This is a genomic window from Gilliamella sp., from assembly GCF_024104075.1.
Taxonomy (GTDB): domain Bacteria; phylum Pseudomonadota; class Gammaproteobacteria; order Enterobacterales; family Orbaceae; genus Gilliamella; species Gilliamella bombi.
The window spans coordinates 53,105-69,546 of sequence record NZ_JAGGHR010000001.1 but is presented as its reverse complement, the minus strand read 5'-3'; the positions used below and the strand labels follow the sequence as shown (position 1 = coordinate 69,546).

11 protein-coding genes are annotated in these 16,442 nt (G+C 33.9%); 3 read left to right on the top strand and 8 right to left on the bottom strand.

Translation table 11 applies throughout. The features are described from left to right. Nucleotides 1–686: 686 nt before the first annotated feature. The 6 genes from sppA to pcnB form a co-directional block, all read right to left on the bottom strand. On the bottom strand, nucleotides 687–2,519 hold the full coding sequence (gene sppA, locus J6569_RS00315; protein WP_296317115.1) for a signal peptide peptidase SppA: 1,833 nt from the start codon (nucleotides 2,517–2,519) through the stop codon (nucleotides 687–689). A gap of 29 nt (nucleotides 2,520–2,548) precedes the next feature. Next, nucleotides 2,549–3,367: a bis(5'-nucleosyl)-tetraphosphatase (symmetrical) ApaH gene (apaH, locus tag J6569_RS00310; RefSeq protein ID WP_296317114.1), complete on the bottom strand. Its 819-nt coding sequence runs from the start codon at nucleotides 3,365–3,367 to the stop codon at nucleotides 2,549–2,551. Nucleotides 3,368–3,372: 5 nt separating this feature from the next. Continuing rightward, nucleotides 3,373–4,170: a 16S rRNA (adenine(1518)-N(6)/adenine(1519)-N(6))-dimethyltransferase RsmA gene (rsmA, locus tag J6569_RS00305; RefSeq protein ID WP_296317112.1), complete on the bottom strand. Its 798-nt coding sequence runs from the start codon at nucleotides 4,168–4,170 to the stop codon at nucleotides 3,373–3,375. Further along, the gene (gene surA / locus J6569_RS00300; protein ID WP_085165552.1) at nucleotides 4,163–5,476 is read right to left on the bottom strand and encodes a peptidylprolyl isomerase SurA; all 1,314 of its coding nucleotides are present in this window, start codon (nucleotides 5,474–5,476) and stop codon (nucleotides 4,163–4,165) included. Before surA ends, rsmA begins: the two co-directional genes overlap by 8 nt. 79 nt (nucleotides 5,477–5,555) lie before the next feature. Continuing rightward, nucleotides 5,556–7,922: an LPS assembly protein LptD gene (gene lptD, locus J6569_RS00295; RefSeq protein ID WP_296317110.1), complete on the bottom strand. Its 2,367-nt coding sequence runs from the start codon at nucleotides 7,920–7,922 to the stop codon at nucleotides 5,556–5,558. 75 nt (nucleotides 7,923–7,997) lie between these two features. Then, on the bottom strand, nucleotides 7,998–9,362 hold the full coding sequence (gene pcnB, locus J6569_RS00290; protein WP_296317108.1) for a polynucleotide adenylyltransferase PcnB: 1,365 nt from the start codon (nucleotides 9,360–9,362) through the stop codon (nucleotides 7,998–8,000). 406 nt (nucleotides 9,363–9,768) lie between these two features. Here pcnB and oxyR point away from each other — a divergent pair, with 406 nt between their 5' ends. After that, nucleotides 9,769–10,695 (top strand): DNA-binding transcriptional regulator OxyR, encoded by a 927-nt coding sequence (gene oxyR, locus J6569_RS00285; RefSeq protein ID WP_085165558.1) that lies wholly within the window; start codon nucleotides 9,769–9,771, stop codon nucleotides 10,693–10,695. 41 nt (nucleotides 10,696–10,736) lie between these two features. After that, the gene (fabR, locus tag J6569_RS00280) at nucleotides 10,737–11,381 is read left to right on the top strand and encodes an HTH-type transcriptional repressor FabR (RefSeq protein WP_065626638.1); all 645 of its coding nucleotides are present in this window, start codon (nucleotides 10,737–10,739) and stop codon (nucleotides 11,379–11,381) included. A gap of 441 nt (nucleotides 11,382–11,822) precedes the next feature. Here the strand turns inward: fabR and pntB are convergent, their stop codons facing one another. Beyond that, the gene (gene pntB, locus J6569_RS00275; protein WP_296317105.1) at nucleotides 11,823–13,214 is read right to left on the bottom strand and encodes a Re/Si-specific NAD(P)(+) transhydrogenase subunit beta; all 1,392 of its coding nucleotides are present in this window, start codon (nucleotides 13,212–13,214) and stop codon (nucleotides 11,823–11,825) included. A gap of 15 nt (nucleotides 13,215–13,229) precedes the next feature. Then, the gene (gene pntA, locus J6569_RS00270) at nucleotides 13,230–14,762 is read right to left on the bottom strand and encodes a Re/Si-specific NAD(P)(+) transhydrogenase subunit alpha (RefSeq protein ID WP_085165561.1); all 1,533 of its coding nucleotides are present in this window, start codon (nucleotides 14,760–14,762) and stop codon (nucleotides 13,230–13,232) included. A 316-nt stretch (nucleotides 14,763–15,078) separates the two neighbouring features. Here pntA and mukF point away from each other — a divergent pair, with 316 nt between their 5' ends. After that, a complete protein-coding gene (gene mukF / locus J6569_RS00265; RefSeq protein WP_296317101.1) occupies nucleotides 15,079–16,401 on the top strand; it encodes a chromosome partition protein MukF in 1,323 nt (440 codons plus the stop codon). Nucleotides 16,402–16,442 lie beyond the last annotated feature (41 nt).

Sequence of the window (16,442 nt, the reverse complement as noted above, 5' to 3'; positions counted from 1 at the left end):
TTTCAATTTTACAATTAATACCTTCATTATTAAATTTTAAATATTTTTTTAATGTTAATGAAGCAATAAGATGAACAGCAAAAATCATTCAGTTAGAGCATTGATTTTATTCAATTTTATCAATAACAACTAAACTTCTACCAGCTAGTGAAATACAAGGGAGATAAATAAGATATATATTTAATTGTAGGAATTATTTGCGCTTTTTGTGGCTATTTGACAATAGTCTTACTGGATATAAAACACTAAAACAAGCAACAAATTTTAACCTAAGTTGTAAACTAACTATAAGGTATTTACATAACTATTCACTTTTGGGGTTATATTTTGTAAAAAATATTCAGGATTTTATACTGTTTTATGATTAATTGAAAATTCACAGTATTTCATTTGTTAGATTTTATAATAGTCATCTTATCAATCAAAAATATACTAAACCAACTTGTCTTCAAATGAATTAGAAGGCAAAAAACGTATATATCCTTTAATCAAGATACCATATAATAAGCAAATATTTAATAATTTGAAAGAGATAAAACCAGATTTTAAGCAACTGCCTATAAGTAGTTTAGAAGATTATTTTAATCGTGCAGTAAAACAACTCACGTTTTTCCTCAAATTATAAATTAGAGTGAGAAAGAAATTATTATCTGCCACAACAGTGGCAGATAATAAGCAAAAGTATATTAACGAACATCAGCACAATTTAAGCAATAAATATAGCGATTTTGTGGATCATTAAACTTATTCCATAAAGAAACATGCTGTTGAAGTTGTTTTGCTGCAGGAAGTTGTTCAAAAAATATTTCTGCCGTTGATTTAGGTAACATTGCTATCATATCTGAGTAAAATGAATTAAACCAATTTCCTTTTGGCTTTTGCCAGTCAATTTCATAATCAGTTAAATTAGCTAATGTTGCAGCTGTTTCAATTGCATCATCAAAGTCACCTAATTTATCAACAAGTCCAATCTTACTTGCTTCTGAACCAAGCCAAACTTGACCTTGTCCAATTTTATCGACTTGTTCGGTTGTCATATTTCGTGCTTTTGCTACTAACGAAATAAATGTTTGATAGCCATTATCAATATTTAATTGAATTAGTTGGTTCATTTCGGTTGGTAGATCTTGCGCAAAGTTATTACTTGCTAATGGAGAGGTAGTTACACCATCGCTATAAACACCAATATGAGATAAAGATTTTTCGAATGTTGGAATAATACCGAAGATACCAATAGAGCCAGTAATTGTATTTGGGCTTGCAACTATGTAATCCGATGCAGTTGATATCCAGTATCCACCCGATGCAGCCATTCCTCCCATAGAGATAACAACAGGAATCTGGTAATCACGTAATACTTCTAATTCACTACGAATTGCTTCTGACGCATCCACACTTCCTCCTGGGCTATTTACTCGCAATACTATTGCTTGTGTGTTATGTTTATTTAAGTTTATACGGATATTTCTCAATTGTTCAACAATGTCTTGACTACCAGCGATATTACTACTATTTTCACCATCGGTAATAGTGCCATTTACAAATACAACCGCAATTAGTGGTTTATTGCTTCCGTTATCGCTATCTAAATTTGTATCTTTTGACTTAAGTTGATAATCATAAATGCTGATTTGATGCTGCTTATTAAGCTCAGATTCAAATTGGTAATTAGATGCAATTTCATCGACCAATCCATTAGACATAGCATATTGAGCCATATTACCATTAGCCTCTTTTAAATTGGTCAACATAGCCTCTGGAGTTGGAACCAATTGGGTATCGGCCTTTTTCCGTTGTGTTGAAATGTCTTGAAGATAATTGTTCCACATAAGTGTTAACCAACGTGTCGTATTGCTTTTTGCTTCTTCTGACATGTCATCACGAATAAATGGTTCGATGGCTGACTTATAAGTTCCTACTCTAAAAACATGTGTGTTAATTTTTAAATTATCAAGCAAAGTTTTATAGTATAGATTGTTGGCCGCTAGACCATATACATTAACTGAGCCAAGTGGTGTTAAATATATTTTATCAGCATAGCTGGCTAAATAATATTGGCTTTGATTGAAGTTAGAACCATAAGCATAAATTGGTTTATTCGCCTTACTAAATTTGGTTAAATATTTACCAATATACTGTAGCGAACTCACATCAGCACCGACAAAATGATCTAATTTAAGAACCATACTTGTAATCTTTGGATCTGCTGTGGCTTGAGCTATTTTTTGAGTTAATTCAAATAAACTATTTTCACGAGAAGTGTTTACTTTCTTACCGTAGATTTTGCTTTGTAAAGCATAAATTTCATCACCGTATAATGTATTGTCAACAATTACTCCTTCAATATCCAACACCAATGCTCCATATTGTGGAATAATTTCTTTTTTTTGTGTTTCTTGGACTAATGCGATGACACTAAAGATTAAAATAATAATAATTAGAAATATTAGATTAAGAAATATTTCTCTTATTAAGTTAATCACTTTCCATATTGATTTAATGACAGATAAAGCAGACATAATAAATGATCCTTTCATAGATAGTTTATCTAATTTTTTACTTCAATATTTTTCTTTTTAAAGTATTTTTTATCTTCAAATCGTAAGCACGTTAATTTCCCCCCCCAACAACATCCTGTATCGAGTGCATAAACATTATCTGGTGTACCTTTTCCATTTAATGCAGCCCAGTGGCCAAAGGCAACTGCATACTCGTTTGGAATTTTGCTTGGTAATAAAAACCAAGGTTTAAGTTTCGAAGGTGCTTGCTCAGGTGATTTTTTGTAATAAAAATCTAATCGACCATCTTCATAACAAAAACGCATACGAGTTAATGCATTAGCAATATAACGCAATCTATCTAATCCTTGTAGTTCAGGAAACCATTCATCCGGAAAGTTGCCATACATTTTATCAAGGAATAGGATATAGGAATCACTAGATAACATAACATTCAGATCATGAGCACATTTTTTTAGTGTTTCGATATCCCATTGTGGTGAAATACCAGCGTGGGTCATAATTAACTTTAATGATTCGTCAATTTGGACCAATGGCTGTCTACGTAGCCATTCCATTAATTCACCAAAATCTGGTGCACGAATAATTCCATCAAGATTATCCTTCTTTTTAGAAGGGGTAACATTGGCATAAATTGATAATAAATGTAGGTCATGATTACCTAATACCAATCGAATTTGGTTAGTATTATGTTTAACAAATCTTAGAACTTCTAATGATTTTGGACCTCTAGCAACTAGATCTCCTGTTAACCATAAAATATCCGATGATGAGAATTTTGCTTTTTCAAGTAAGCGCATAAACTCATCATAACAACCATGAATATCGCCAATAAGTAAGTTTGCCATTCCTGTTAACTCCATGAATTTGCAAGTTGACAGTATTGCTGTACTGTTAAGTTTTCGGCACGTAAATTAGGATCAATATTTAATTCAGTTAATTGTTCAACAGTAAACAAGTTACTTAAACTGTTACGGATAGTTTTACGTCGTTGGTTAAATGCCTCTGTAGTTACGCGAGAAAGTATTTTTATATCATTAACAAGATAAGGCTTTTCTTTATAAGGTATTAATTTAACAACAGCAGAGTCAACTTTTGGAGCAGGTTTAAATGATGTTGGTGGTACTTCAAGAACAGGAATAATCTGACAATAATATTGAGCCATAACGCTCAATCTACCATAATGTTTACTGTTAGGCGATGCAACTAAGCGAGTTACTACTTCTTTTTGTAGCATAAAATGCATGTCAGTGATGATATTTGCATGTTTAAATAAATGAAACATTAATGGTGTCGAGATATTATAAGGTAAGTTACCAAACACTCTTAATGGTTTTCCTAGTTGATCGGCTAACTGATTAAAGTCAAAGGTTAGGGCATCTTGTTCAATAACCGTTAATTTATTATTTAAAAATGGATTTTCAATTAATCTATTAGCTAGATCTCTATCTATCTCTATAACAGTCAAATTATCAATATGTTTACTGATAGGTATTGTTAATGCCGCAAGACCAGGACCGATTTCGACTAGTGCTTGATCTTTTTTAGGTTGTATAGCTGAAACAATACTTTCGATAATGTAATCATCATGTAAAAAATTTTGCCCGAATCTTTTACGGGCAAAATGCCCTTGGTGAACACGGTTATTCATGTTTATCTTCACCTGTAATTTTAATATAAGCGTCGCCTTTTATTTCTTGAATCCATACTTGGGCTTCTTCAGAAAATTTACGATTAAAAATGAGTCGATAAGCTTGATCTTTATTCATTGCATTTGTTCCATCAGCTTTTCTTTTATCAATTAATTGGATTAAGTGCCAACCGTAGGCTGATTTTATTGGTTGGCTAATTTCTCCTTTTTTTAACTGAATCAGAGCAGTCCTAAAGCTATTATCATAAATTTCAGGACGATTCCAACCTAAGTTGCCCCCTTTACTTGCCGAGCCTGTATCTTCAGAGTTAGCTTTAGCTGCTGCTTCAAAAGTTGTGGCTCCACTAGTAATTGATTTACGGATATCACTTAGCTTTTGTTTTGCAATTTGGTCGGTGACTAATACATTTGTTTTAATCAGTATATGGCGCGCATTTACCTCTTCAATTGTGAAGGTTCTTGGTGCTTCTGAACGAGTATCATCAACTTTTAGAATATGTAGACCAACCCCAGAACGGATAGGTCCAATAATACTACCTTTTGTAGCTCGTACTAATCGCTCTTCAAAGATAGTAGGTAATTCATTAAGTTTACGCCACCCCATACTACCACCTTTTAATGCAAAATCATCGTTTGAATATGAAGTGGCTAATTTAGCAAAACTTTCCCCTTTTTGAGCTCGATTAATGATATCTCGTGCTTTATTTGTTGCATTATCAATTTGTTGTTTTGATGCTTTTTCTGGAACAGAAATCAAAATATGGCTTATTTTTACATCAATATTATTGGTTGGTTGACGAGCAATATTTTTTGCTAAATTTTCTATTTCTTTTTCTGAAATTCTGACTCTTGATCTAACTTCATGCATTCGAGTCTTATCTATTAGCATATCATTGTGAATTCTTTCACGATAGGCACCATAACTTATTCTCATCATCGAAAGTCTACTTCTAAGTTGGTCGATGCTCATACCATTTTCTGCTGCAATTCTATTAATAGCATCAGTTACCTCGTCATCACTAACTGTAATTTTAGCTTTAGCTGCTTTTTGTAAAATTAAATTTTCAATAATTAAACGTTCAATAATTTGTTGTCTAAGTATTTTATCATTAGGTAGATTTTTAGGATCTGAGCTAGCTTTAATCGTTTTTAACATATCATTAACATCACTTTCTAAAATGACATTGTTATTAACAACCGCAGCAACTTGTTCTACAACTTTCGGAGCTGCATTAGCAGATAACGGAGTTATAATTCCTAAAGTTATGCTTAGATTTAATGCTATTAATAGTTTTAATAATTTCATATTCACTTAACTCATTTTGTTTTTCAGCATAGACAGCTAGTAATAAATTTATTGGTAATCTTATAGTTACAAAAATATTTTATTCAAATGCTGTATTATACGGTAGTTTACCGAAATTAAGCATTTTAGCTTTGGTATCTCGGTTGCTACCCAATCCTTTTAATTCGAAGTTAATCGATAGTTTATTTTCATATTTACTTTTGCGAGAAGTATTATCCCAGTCCGTCAATTTTCTACCATATTGTACTGTTGTTCCCCAACAACAATCACTATAATTCAATCCGATAGAACCATCTGTAGTTTGTTCTAATTTAACGTCATAATAATATGAACCAACAGCATTGAATGTTTGCGATAATGGCCAAGCGGTCATCATTCCTGCCTGTGAAATATCTTGTCTATAGCCTCTATAAAATGGATTCTTATCGACAGTATCAATATAGTTACGGTTTGCATATCGGTATGATAATTGGATTAACTTATCGCCAGTTGGCCGGTATTCAAATATTGCATTGGCTAATGATATTGTATCAATTCGAGTATCATACTGAACGCCACTTCTAAAGATTATATCATTACTTATACGCCAAAAGTTATCCGATGCCCAAGTAATACTGCCTGTATCGGAGTTTTCATCTAAATCATTATTGTGTTCACTCGTTTTTGATTTGGTGAAATAAGTAATTTGCCCAATAGATAAGTTAAATTTTTCAACCTTGTTATTATCATAAAATCGAGTTGTTACACCAGTTGATATTTTATTGGTTGAAGCAATCCTATCTAAACCACTATATGGTTGATCTCTAAATAGACCAATATAATCTGACTGTAATATAGTGGAATCATAGTCGCTAATATTAGATTGGTTTCGATAGGGAATATAGATATATTTTACTCGAGGCTCTAAGGTTTGCGTATAGCCATTAATAAATGGAACATCACGCTCGAAGATGACTTTACCATCAATACTAAACTTAGGCAAAAAGCGATTTACCTTTTTATCTAAATATTTATATTGTTCAATATTTTTATTGATATTATCTTGATTATAATGAGTTGCCATAATCCCAGTTTCAGTGGTTAATAATGACCAAGAATTGGATAAAGTATAATTAAGCGTTGGTTCAAAATGTGCTCGCCATGCCTTAGGTTTACTTTTTCCAGACGTCAAGAAGCGAGATACTTGAGAGAATACTCTAAATTTGAATGGCCCCAAATCATTATTATAATAATTCATATCCAATTGTGGTTGAGTTTGATAAAGCGAGTTTTTTAATTCTGAATGGAATGGTTGAAAGTGTCGATAGCCTAACATAATATCCCAATTTTCATCATTATAAGCAATTTTATAATACTGCGTTAAATATCCTGCAGTTTGGGAGGCGTATTTAGAACTTAAGTTTGTAAGATACTGATTGTCACTAACTCGAGTTGTATCTGCATAAAAGCGCCAATTATAGTTAATTAATTCATCATTTTTCCAATGAAATAACCAACGGTGACGATTGTCGTCATAATTGTTACCATTAAAACGATTGTCTCTATCTTCATTATATTTAGTATCGTGTTGAAGCCAGTCAAATGCAAGTGTACCTAAACCTATTTCGTTTAAATAACGAAATTCTGTTTGCAATTGTAGACCTCGTTTTTCTAATACTCTTGGGGTAAAGGTTGCATCATAATTTGGTGCAATATTCCAATAAACAGGTATTGAAAAATCAATGCCATCGATACTGTCATAGCCGAAATTAGGCATTAATAATCCTGAACGGCGTTTATTACCAGTTGGTAATTGTAAATAAGGCGAGTATAGAACAGGCACTTTACCAATACTAAATACAGCGTTCCAGACCTCTAGAAATTGCTCCTCGTTGTCATGAATAACGGTCGTTCCTTTAATATCCCATGTGCTGTCATTAATAGGACAAGATGTAAAACTACCTTTTTTTAAAATAACATAACGATTTTTTTCAAGTTGCATTTTATCTGCATTACCGCGACCAAGCCTATTGACAAGATGATACTCACTTGGGATCATATCTGCATCATTGTTATTTAGATTCATTGATGCTTTATCGCCTTTCATTTTTATTAAATTATCTTGATAAGTAATATCACCTTCTAATGTTACTATTCTATTATTACTATCTTGAGTATCAATGGTTACTTTATCTGCTTGAACCGTTCGGTTACCCTGTTCTATTAATACTTCACCTTGATATATGGCAATATTAGGGTAGATTGCTTCAAGTTGATTAGCTTCTGCATTTACGGGTAAAGTATCTATATTTCCATTAACTAAAGGGCGATCAAACCTAGGAACGTCTATAAGGCATTGAGGATTATTGCTTACAACGGTTTTAGGTAAATCTAAAGCATAACTAGAGCTATTATACAAAAAAAGAGTAACGGCTATAGCAATAAGAGAAGGCGTTAAATTTTTCATCAATGATTATAAAGCTATTTTGATTATTTTAATTGCAGCATTATAGCGGTTATTTATAAAAGTGCGAATTAAAAATTAACGTTTCCTTATGCGTTTATTTATTTTATTAAGCTGTTTTACCATTGCTATTCTTTTTTCGGCTGAAGTATTTTGAAACTCATCCCACCACCTAGCTAACTGCAAGAGCTCTCCTTTTTCGATTGAGGCTCGCATTTCTAAAAGGTCATAAGCAGCTCTAAACTTAGGATGTTCTAAAATGGCAAACGCACGTTTACCATTCCGTTTTTTCATTCGTAGCTGTAAACGCCAAATATCACCCATTATGGTCGTTAAACGTCTAGGTATAGCAATACTTTTACATTGTTCACTTAGTACTTCGTTAATTGCCATCGAAAACGAATCATGAAATGGCAAACCACTTTCGATACACGTTGCTTGTGTTTGTTCAATTATTGGATACCAGAAAAAGGCTGCAAACAAAAATGCTGGATTAATTCGCTTATTGTTGGCAATGCGATAATCAGTATTTTTTAAAACTTGTTCGATGATTTTCTCTAAATAACTGTTTGGATTGTTAGCAAATAGATGCTCAATAACAGGAAATAGTTGTTCAAAAAGGCCATACTCTCTTAGTAACTTATAAGTTTTGTAACCATTCCCAGTTTGTAATAATTTAAGGGACTCATCAAAAAGTCGTGCTGAAGGTACGTTTCTTAATAATGATGCAAGCTGTTTAATTGGCTTAGCAGTAGCTAGTTCAATTTTCATATTCAGTTTTGCGGCAAAACGGACTGTCCTTAGCATTCTAACAGGATCTTCTCGATAACGTGTTTGCGGATCACCAATTAATCGAATAATGCCTTTTTGTAAATCTTCTAATCCTCCGCAATAATCACGTAAAGTAAAATCATTTACATTATAGTAAAGTGCATTCATAGTGAAATCCCGACGGATAGCATCTTGCTCAATGGTTCCGTAGACATTATCACGTAATAGCATACCTGACTGCGAACGTTTAGATATATTGGTTTGTCCTTTTTGAGAATCGTGCTCACCGCGGAATGTTGCAACTTCAATAATTTCTTTCCCAAATATAATATGAGCAAGACGAAATCGTCTTCCTACTAAGCGACAGTTACGGAAAATTTTCTGAATTTGTTCTGGCGTAGCATTCGTTGTGATATCAAAATCCTTTGGTGTTTTACCTAAGATAAGATCTCTGATACATCCCCCGACTAGATAGGCTTCGTACCCTTGTTTATTTAATCGATAAAGGACTTTTAATGCGTTTTCACTAATCTCTTTACGAGATATATTATGTTCATTACGAGGAATGGACACATAGCTAGCTTTTTGTTCGTCTTCATTGTGGAAAAACTTTCGATAAAAGCGTGAAACTTGTTTAAAAATGGTGCACCTCAAAAAGTTTTTTTGCTTCATAATAATATAGCGCGCAATTATATAGTAATTGCTAATAAGTTTCCATTTTTCTTGGAATTGGTATTTTTTCGTTCAATAAAATTGTATTTTTTTAGATGACTTAAATATTCTATTTGATTTTTTAAACATAATTATCAACAATAGTGTCTCGTATAGTAATATTAACAACATCTAATAAAAAAAATAAACTTTGTTTTACTCTAATTAGTGTATTTAATTAGCTAATTAAGATGGAATAAAACTGTACTCAGAACTTCTTTTTACTTATTTGTATCACAAAATATGATTTATAAACGCTTTATAATTTAATAAATTATAAAGCGCTTTTAATGTTATTTGTTATAACTATTACATAATAGAAGTTTTCTGAGTATATATCATTAACTGATAATTTATTGGGGACATTATGAACATTCGTGATTTGGAATATTTTGTTTCGTTAGCTGAATTTCGCCATTTCCGCAAAGCTGCTGATGCTTGCAATGTGAGTCAACCAACTCTCAGTGGTCAAATTAGAAAATTAGAAGATGAATTAGGCGTAATGTTATTAGAGCGCACAAGTCGCAAAGTACTATTTACTCAAACTGGTATGATGCTAGTTGAACAAGCCAAAGAGATTTTGCGTAATATCCAAATTTTAAAAGAAATGGCTAGCCGTCAAGGCGAAGAAATGTCTGGACCAATGCATATAGGATTGATCCCTACTATAGCACCTTATCTTTTACCTCATGTCATTACAGTTTTACATGACTTTTTTCCTCAGTTGGAACTTTACTTGCACGAAGCACAAACTGCCAATATTGTTGCTCAACTCGAAAGCGGCAAGCTTGATTGCGCAATCATTGCACAAGTCAAAGAAACAGCACAATTTATTGAACTACCTTTATTTGATGAACCTATGTTTTTAACTGTTCCTGCTACTGATGAATTAGCTAGTAAAAAGACAGTTAAACTTTCCAGCTTAAAAGGTAAAAAATTCTTAATGTTAGAAGATGGTCACTGTTTACGAGATCATGCAATGGGATACTGTTTTCAAGTTGGAGTTGATGAAGATAAACAATTTAAAGCTACTAGTCTTGAAACGCTTCGGAGTATGATTTCTGCTAGTCGCGGTATTACTTTATTTCCTGAACTTGCTATACCTAACGAGCGAATTCGTGATAATATTTGCTATATTCCTTGTACTGATCCTGTACCTGTACGCAGCATTGCTCTTATTTATCGTCCTGGTTCACCATTACGTTCCCGTTATGAAACAATAGCTAAAACAATCCGAGAGCATATGCCCAAAGTATTTGCTGAGAAAGAACGATTATTAAACAAATCAATTTAGAGATAGGTAGTAAATCGAAAATATTATAACTGAGCTATCAAATGAAAAATATCAAGACCGGTGGTGTTCGTGCTCAACAAAAAGAAAGAACTCGCCGTACTTTAATTGAAACAGCATTTAATCAACTTAATGCTGAGCAAGGTTTTACAAGTTTAAGTTTGCGAGAAGTAGCGCGTGAAGCTGGAATCGCTGCTACTTCATTTTATCGTCATTTTCGTGATATGGATGAGTTGGGTTTAGCCATGGTTGATGAAAGCGGTTTAACGCTTCGTCAATTATTGCGACAAGCACGTAAGCGTATTGAAAAAGGTGGTAGTGTATTACGGACATCGGTGACCACATTTATTGAATTTATTGATAAGAATCCGAAGGTCTTTTTATTACTTCTTCGTGAAAAAGCGGGGACGTCAGCCGCTTTTCGATCTGCTATTGCCCGTGAAATTCAACACTTTATTGTCGAACTTGTGGATTATCTTGATAATGCTAACCAGATGCCTCACCATTATAATGAAGCTCAAGCTGAAGCGATGGTCACTATTGCATTTAATGCTGGTGCAGAAGCGATTGATTTTGATTTGGTGCAGCGTGAAAAATTAATTGAAGATCTCATTTTTCAACTACGAATGGTATCTCGTGGAGCTTATTATCTATACCATAAAGAACAAATCAAAAAAGATAGTCATTAATCGTTATGCCTCATCTCAAAATCCTAATTTGGTCGTAATATTAAAGTTTCATGCTGTTTAGCAATTAATTATTTTCAATAAAAATATTTACTAGTTACTGATTATTACTATTTATTGTGTTGTTTGTTATTTATACTATAACATTAAAAAAAGAGAAACATTGTTGAATAGGAATTAATTTAATCATGAGGCGTAAACAACTCGGCATTTTCCTACACCTAATGCAATGCATTTTAATTTCATGCAAATTTGTAAATCAGGCGCTATAGATATCTTAGAGCAAAAGGAGAAGATATCATTTGTAAAGATGGTGAAAGTAGCACAAAGGCTGTGAAATAACGGATCAAATAATCGATTTTTTAGCTAAGGCGAATTTAAATTAAGTGCCTATTTTAGAAATATACTGCGACAGAAGCCGCAGTATATTGAATGAATTAATCATTAAAGGTTTTGTAGTACTTTTTCAACACTATCTTTAGCATCACCAAATAACATATAGCTATTTTCTTTAAAGAATAGTGGGTTTTGTACACCTGCATAACCAGTATTCATTGAGCGTTTAGAAATAACAACCGTTTTTGCTTTCCAAACTTCAAGAACAGGCATGCCTGCTATTGGGCTATTTGGATCTTCTTCTGCCGCTGGGTTGACTGTATCGTTAGCTCCAATTACCCAAACCACATCAGTATCAGGGAAGTCATCGTTGATTTCATCCATTTCTAATACAATATCATAAGGGACTTTTGCTTCGGCTAATAATACATTCATATGCCCAGGTAAACGTCCTGCTACTGGGTGAATACCAAAACGAACTTCTATACCCATACCACGTAGTCTTTCAGTAATATTACTTACTGCACCTTGAGCTTGAGCAACTGCCATACCATACCCAGGGACAATAATAACTGAGCGAGCTTCTTTTAAAGTTTGTGCAACTTCAGCTGGTTGCATTTCACAGTATTCACCTTGTTCTTCATCTGATGAACTAGCTGCGCTACCATCGCTACCGAAACCGCCAGCAATAACACTAATAAATGAGCGGTTCATCGCTTTACACATAATATATGAAAGAATTGCGCCTGATGAACCAACTAATGCGCCTGTTACAATTAATAGATCATTGCCTAACATAAAGCCTGCCGCTGCTGCTGCCCAACCTGAATAAGAATTTAGCATTGAAATAACAACAGGCATGTCAGCACCACCAATTGAAGCAACAAGATGGAAACCAAACACGAATGCAATAATTGCCATGATCAACAAACTAATTGTTGCACCAGCGCCACTTTTTACTTCAACAAAAGTAAACATTAAAATGATAGAAACAACAATTGCTGCTAGATTCCAATAATGTTTATTTGGAATTGATAATGGTTTTGAGCTAATGCGTCCATTTAATTTACCAAATGCGACAACAGAGCCGGAGAAGGTTACTGCGCCGATAAAGACACCAACAAAAATCTCTACTAAATGTACAGTTAACTCACCACCTTGAAAATTTTGAATGTGTGGATCTAAATAACTGTTTAAGCCAACTAGAACAGCAGCCATTCCAACAAAGCTATGAAGTAGTGCAACAAGCTCTGGCATTTGAGTCATTTCAACTTTTTTAGCCAAATATAAACCAATTACAGCACCAATAATCATTGCAATAACTATCCAGTGTAATCCGCCTTTAATACTTGCAACTGCTGCAATAAGTGCGATTACCATACCAATCATACCGTAAATATTACCAGATTTGGCAGATTCTTGGTTGGAAAGACCTCGTAAACTAAAGATAAAAAGTAATGCAGCAATAACATAGGCTGCTTGAATGATTCCATTACTCATAATGTATGCTCTCCTTTACTTGCCACGTTGGAACATTTTCAGCATTCTTTGAGTAACAAAGAATCCACCAAAAATATTAATACTAGCAATCAAAATAGCAACAAAAGCAATTGCCGTAGTTAAGCCATTATCATCACTGACTTGTAATATTGCTCCGACCAATATAATTCCAGAAATTGCATTAGTTACCGACATTAGTGGTGTATGCAAAGAATGTGTAACATTCCATACAACGTAGTAACCAACAACGCAAGATAATGCAAATACAGTAAAATGCCCTAAAAAGCTTTCAGGAACGGAGTTTGCAAGCCAGAAGAAAGCAATGAGAACTAAAGCTAAAATACCATATTTTTTGCGAGGATCCATTGGCTTTGGTTCTGGTTTAACAATTGGCTCTGCTGCTTTTTTCTGAGGTTGAGCAGATACTTGAATCGGTGGTGCTGGCCAAGTGATTTCTTTATCTTTAACCACAGTTACACCACGAATTACAACATCTTCAAAATTGATATCAATATTACCGCCTTTTTCTTTAGCAAGCAGTTTTAATAGGTTAACAATGTTAGTACCATAAAGCTGTGATGCTTGTGCTGGCATACGATTAGCTAAATCAGTATAACCTACAATTTTAACATTGTTATCTGTTTCGAAAATTTCACCTGGTTTAGTTAATTCACAGTTACCACCAGTTAGCGCAGCCAAATCAACAATAACACTACCCGGTTTCATTGATTCAACCATTTCTTTCGAAATGAGTTTTGGAGCTGGTTTACCTGGAATTAGTGCAGTTGTTATGATGATATCAACATCTTTAGCTTGTTCTGCAAACAGTGCCATTTCAGCTTCAATAAAGGCCGCTGACATCTGTTTAGCATAACCGTCACCAGAACCTGCTTCTTCTTCAAAATCTAACTCTAAAAAGTCAGCGCCCATGCTGTTAATTTGTTCGGCAACTTCAGGGCGAGTATCAAAAGCACGAACAATTGCACCCAAACTTACTGCAGCACCAATTGCTGCTAGGCCTGCAACACCTGCTCCAATAACTAATATTTTAGCTGGCGGTACTTTACCAGCAGCAGTAACTTGCCCTGTAAAGAATCGACCAAATTGATTTGCTGCTTCAATAACTGAACGATAACCAGCAATATTAGACATTGAGCTTAATGCATCTAGAGATTGTGCACGTGAAATACGTGGTACACAATCCATAGCCATTACAGTAATATTTTTGGTGGCTAATTTTTCTAATAGCTCTTTATGTTGAGCTGGATAAATATAGCTAATAAGGGTTGAACCCTCTTTCATTAAAGAAATTTCGTCATCGCTTGGCGCATGAAACTTCAAAATTAAATCATTTTGCCAAACATCTTGTGTGTTTTGAATTGTAGCCCCAGCATCAATAAAAGCTTGGTCTTCATAATGAGCAGCATGGCCAGCGCCTTGTTCTACGGAAACTGTAAAACCCAGTTTTAACAGTTGTCCAACAGTTAAAGGAGTCGCTGCAACTCTAGCTTCATTGGCTAACCGTTCTTTAGGTATACCGATATGCATTTCGTTACGTCCTTATGTTAGTTTATTGTATGTAAGTTGATTTTAGCATAAATAGGGTTCTGTGCGAGTAGTGAATCTATTTTTTATTCAAGAAATAAGATTTTTAAATTATTTGAGTAATATTTATTAATTAATATTATTATAAGGCTATATCGAAATAGCTATAATTTAAATAAAACAGTTTTAATGCTTTCATTGAATTCCATTACAAATTTACTCTATATTGTTATATAATTGGCGTTATTTTTGTGTCTACCTTGAAGTGTAAACTTTAAGGCATGATTCGATTTTGTTCTCCTTGAATTAAGGATTTTTTATGATTGATTTTTCCCAATCAGTGCCAGAACTGGTCTCTTGGGCAAAAAAGAATGATTTTTCGATCGCTTTGCCTGTGGAAAGGTTAGCTTTTTTATTAGCTATTGCCGTATTAAATAGCGAACGTTTTGACGGTGAAATGACGGAATCTGAATTAATTGATGCTTTTAGGCATGTTTCACAAATTTTCGAGCAGAGTGAAGACACTATTACATTGCGAGCCAATAATGCTATCAATGATTTGGTACGCCAACGCTTAATCACACGTTTTGCAAGTGAAATGACAGACGGTTTCTCGATTTATCGTTTAACTCCGTTAGGTATAGGTATTTCTGATTATTATATTCGCCAACGTGAATTCTCAACGCTGCGTTTATCCATTCAGTTATCTATTGTTGCGCAAGAGTTAAAACGAGCTGCAGATGCAGCCATCGAAGGTGGTGATGATTTACATTGGCATCGAAATGTCTTTGCTCCATTAAAATATTCAGTCGCTGAAATTTTTGATAGTATCGATATCACACAACGAGTGATGGATGAACAACAAGCTGATGTTAAACAAAATATTTCTGCCCTATTAAGTCAAGATTGGCAAGCAGCAATTAGCAGTTGTGAAGGGTTGCTGACTGAAACATCACAAACATTGCGGGAGTTACAAGATACTTTGGCTGCTGCAGGTGATAAATTACAAGCCAGTTTACTTTTAATACAAGATGCGACGCTTGATAATCCAGAACTCGATAAAATCAACAATGTAGTTATGGATCTGCAAGGTAAACTAGATCGCATTATTGGTTGGGGGCAAAAAGCGATTGACCTTTGGATCGGTTATGATCGCCATGTTCATAAATTTATTCGTACTGCTATTGATTTAGATAAAAATCGTGTGTTTTCGCAACGCTTACGAAAATCGATTCAAGGATACTTTGATTTGCCTTGGTCACTCACTTTTGCTAATGCCGATCGTTTACTAGATATGCGTGATGAAGAATTGGCACTACATGATGCTGAGGTAACTGGAGAATTACCTTCGGAACTTGAATTTGAAATAATTGAAGAGATTCAAGAACATATTATTGCTCATATTGAACAAAATTTAATGGTATTTAAGCAAGAAAATAAACCACTTGATATGGGCGCTACCATTCATAACTATTTGGCTCAGTTCCCGCGTGAACAACATTTTGATATAGCGAGATTATTTATTGATCAGGCTATTCGTCTCGGTATTGCTGAAGATGATTGGCTTGGAATTCCTGCCGAATGGAAACCTATTAACGATTATGGAGCTAAGGTACAAGCACATGTCATCAACAGATACTAACGATTTTGAAACACAACAAACCGCACATCATTTTGATGAAG

Coding starts and splice junctions, on each gene's coding strand:
- sppA (WP_296317115.1), bottom strand. CDS start 2,519: ATGTCTGCTTTATCTGTCATTAAATCAATATGGAAAGTGATTAACTTA.
- apaH (WP_296317114.1), bottom strand. CDS start 3,367: ATGGCAAACTTACTTATTGGCGATATTCATGGTTGTTATGATGAGTTT.
- rsmA (WP_296317112.1), bottom strand. CDS start 4,170: ATGAATAACCGTGTTCACCAAGGGCATTTTGCCCGTAAAAGATTCGGG.
- surA (WP_085165552.1), bottom strand. CDS start 5,476: ATGAAATTATTAAAACTATTAATAGCATTAAATCTAAGCATAACTTTA.
- lptD (WP_296317110.1), bottom strand. CDS start 7,922: ATGAAAAATTTAACGCCTTCTCTTATTGCTATAGCCGTTACTCTTTTT.
- pcnB (WP_296317108.1), bottom strand. CDS start 9,362: ATGAAGCAAAAAAACTTTTTGAGGTGCACCATTTTTAAACAAGTTTCA.
- oxyR (WP_085165558.1), top strand. CDS start 9,769: ATGAACATTCGTGATTTGGAATATTTTGTTTCGTTAGCTGAATTTCGC.
- fabR (WP_065626638.1), top strand. CDS start 10,737: ATGAAAAATATCAAGACCGGTGGTGTTCGTGCTCAACAAAAAGAAAGA.
- pntB (WP_296317105.1), bottom strand. CDS start 13,214: ATGAGTAATGGAATCATTCAAGCAGCCTATGTTATTGCTGCATTACTT.
- pntA (WP_085165561.1), bottom strand. CDS start 14,762: ATGCATATCGGTATACCTAAAGAACGGTTAGCCAATGAAGCTAGAGTT.
- mukF (WP_296317101.1), top strand. CDS start 15,079: ATGATTGATTTTTCCCAATCAGTGCCAGAACTGGTCTCTTGGGCAAAA.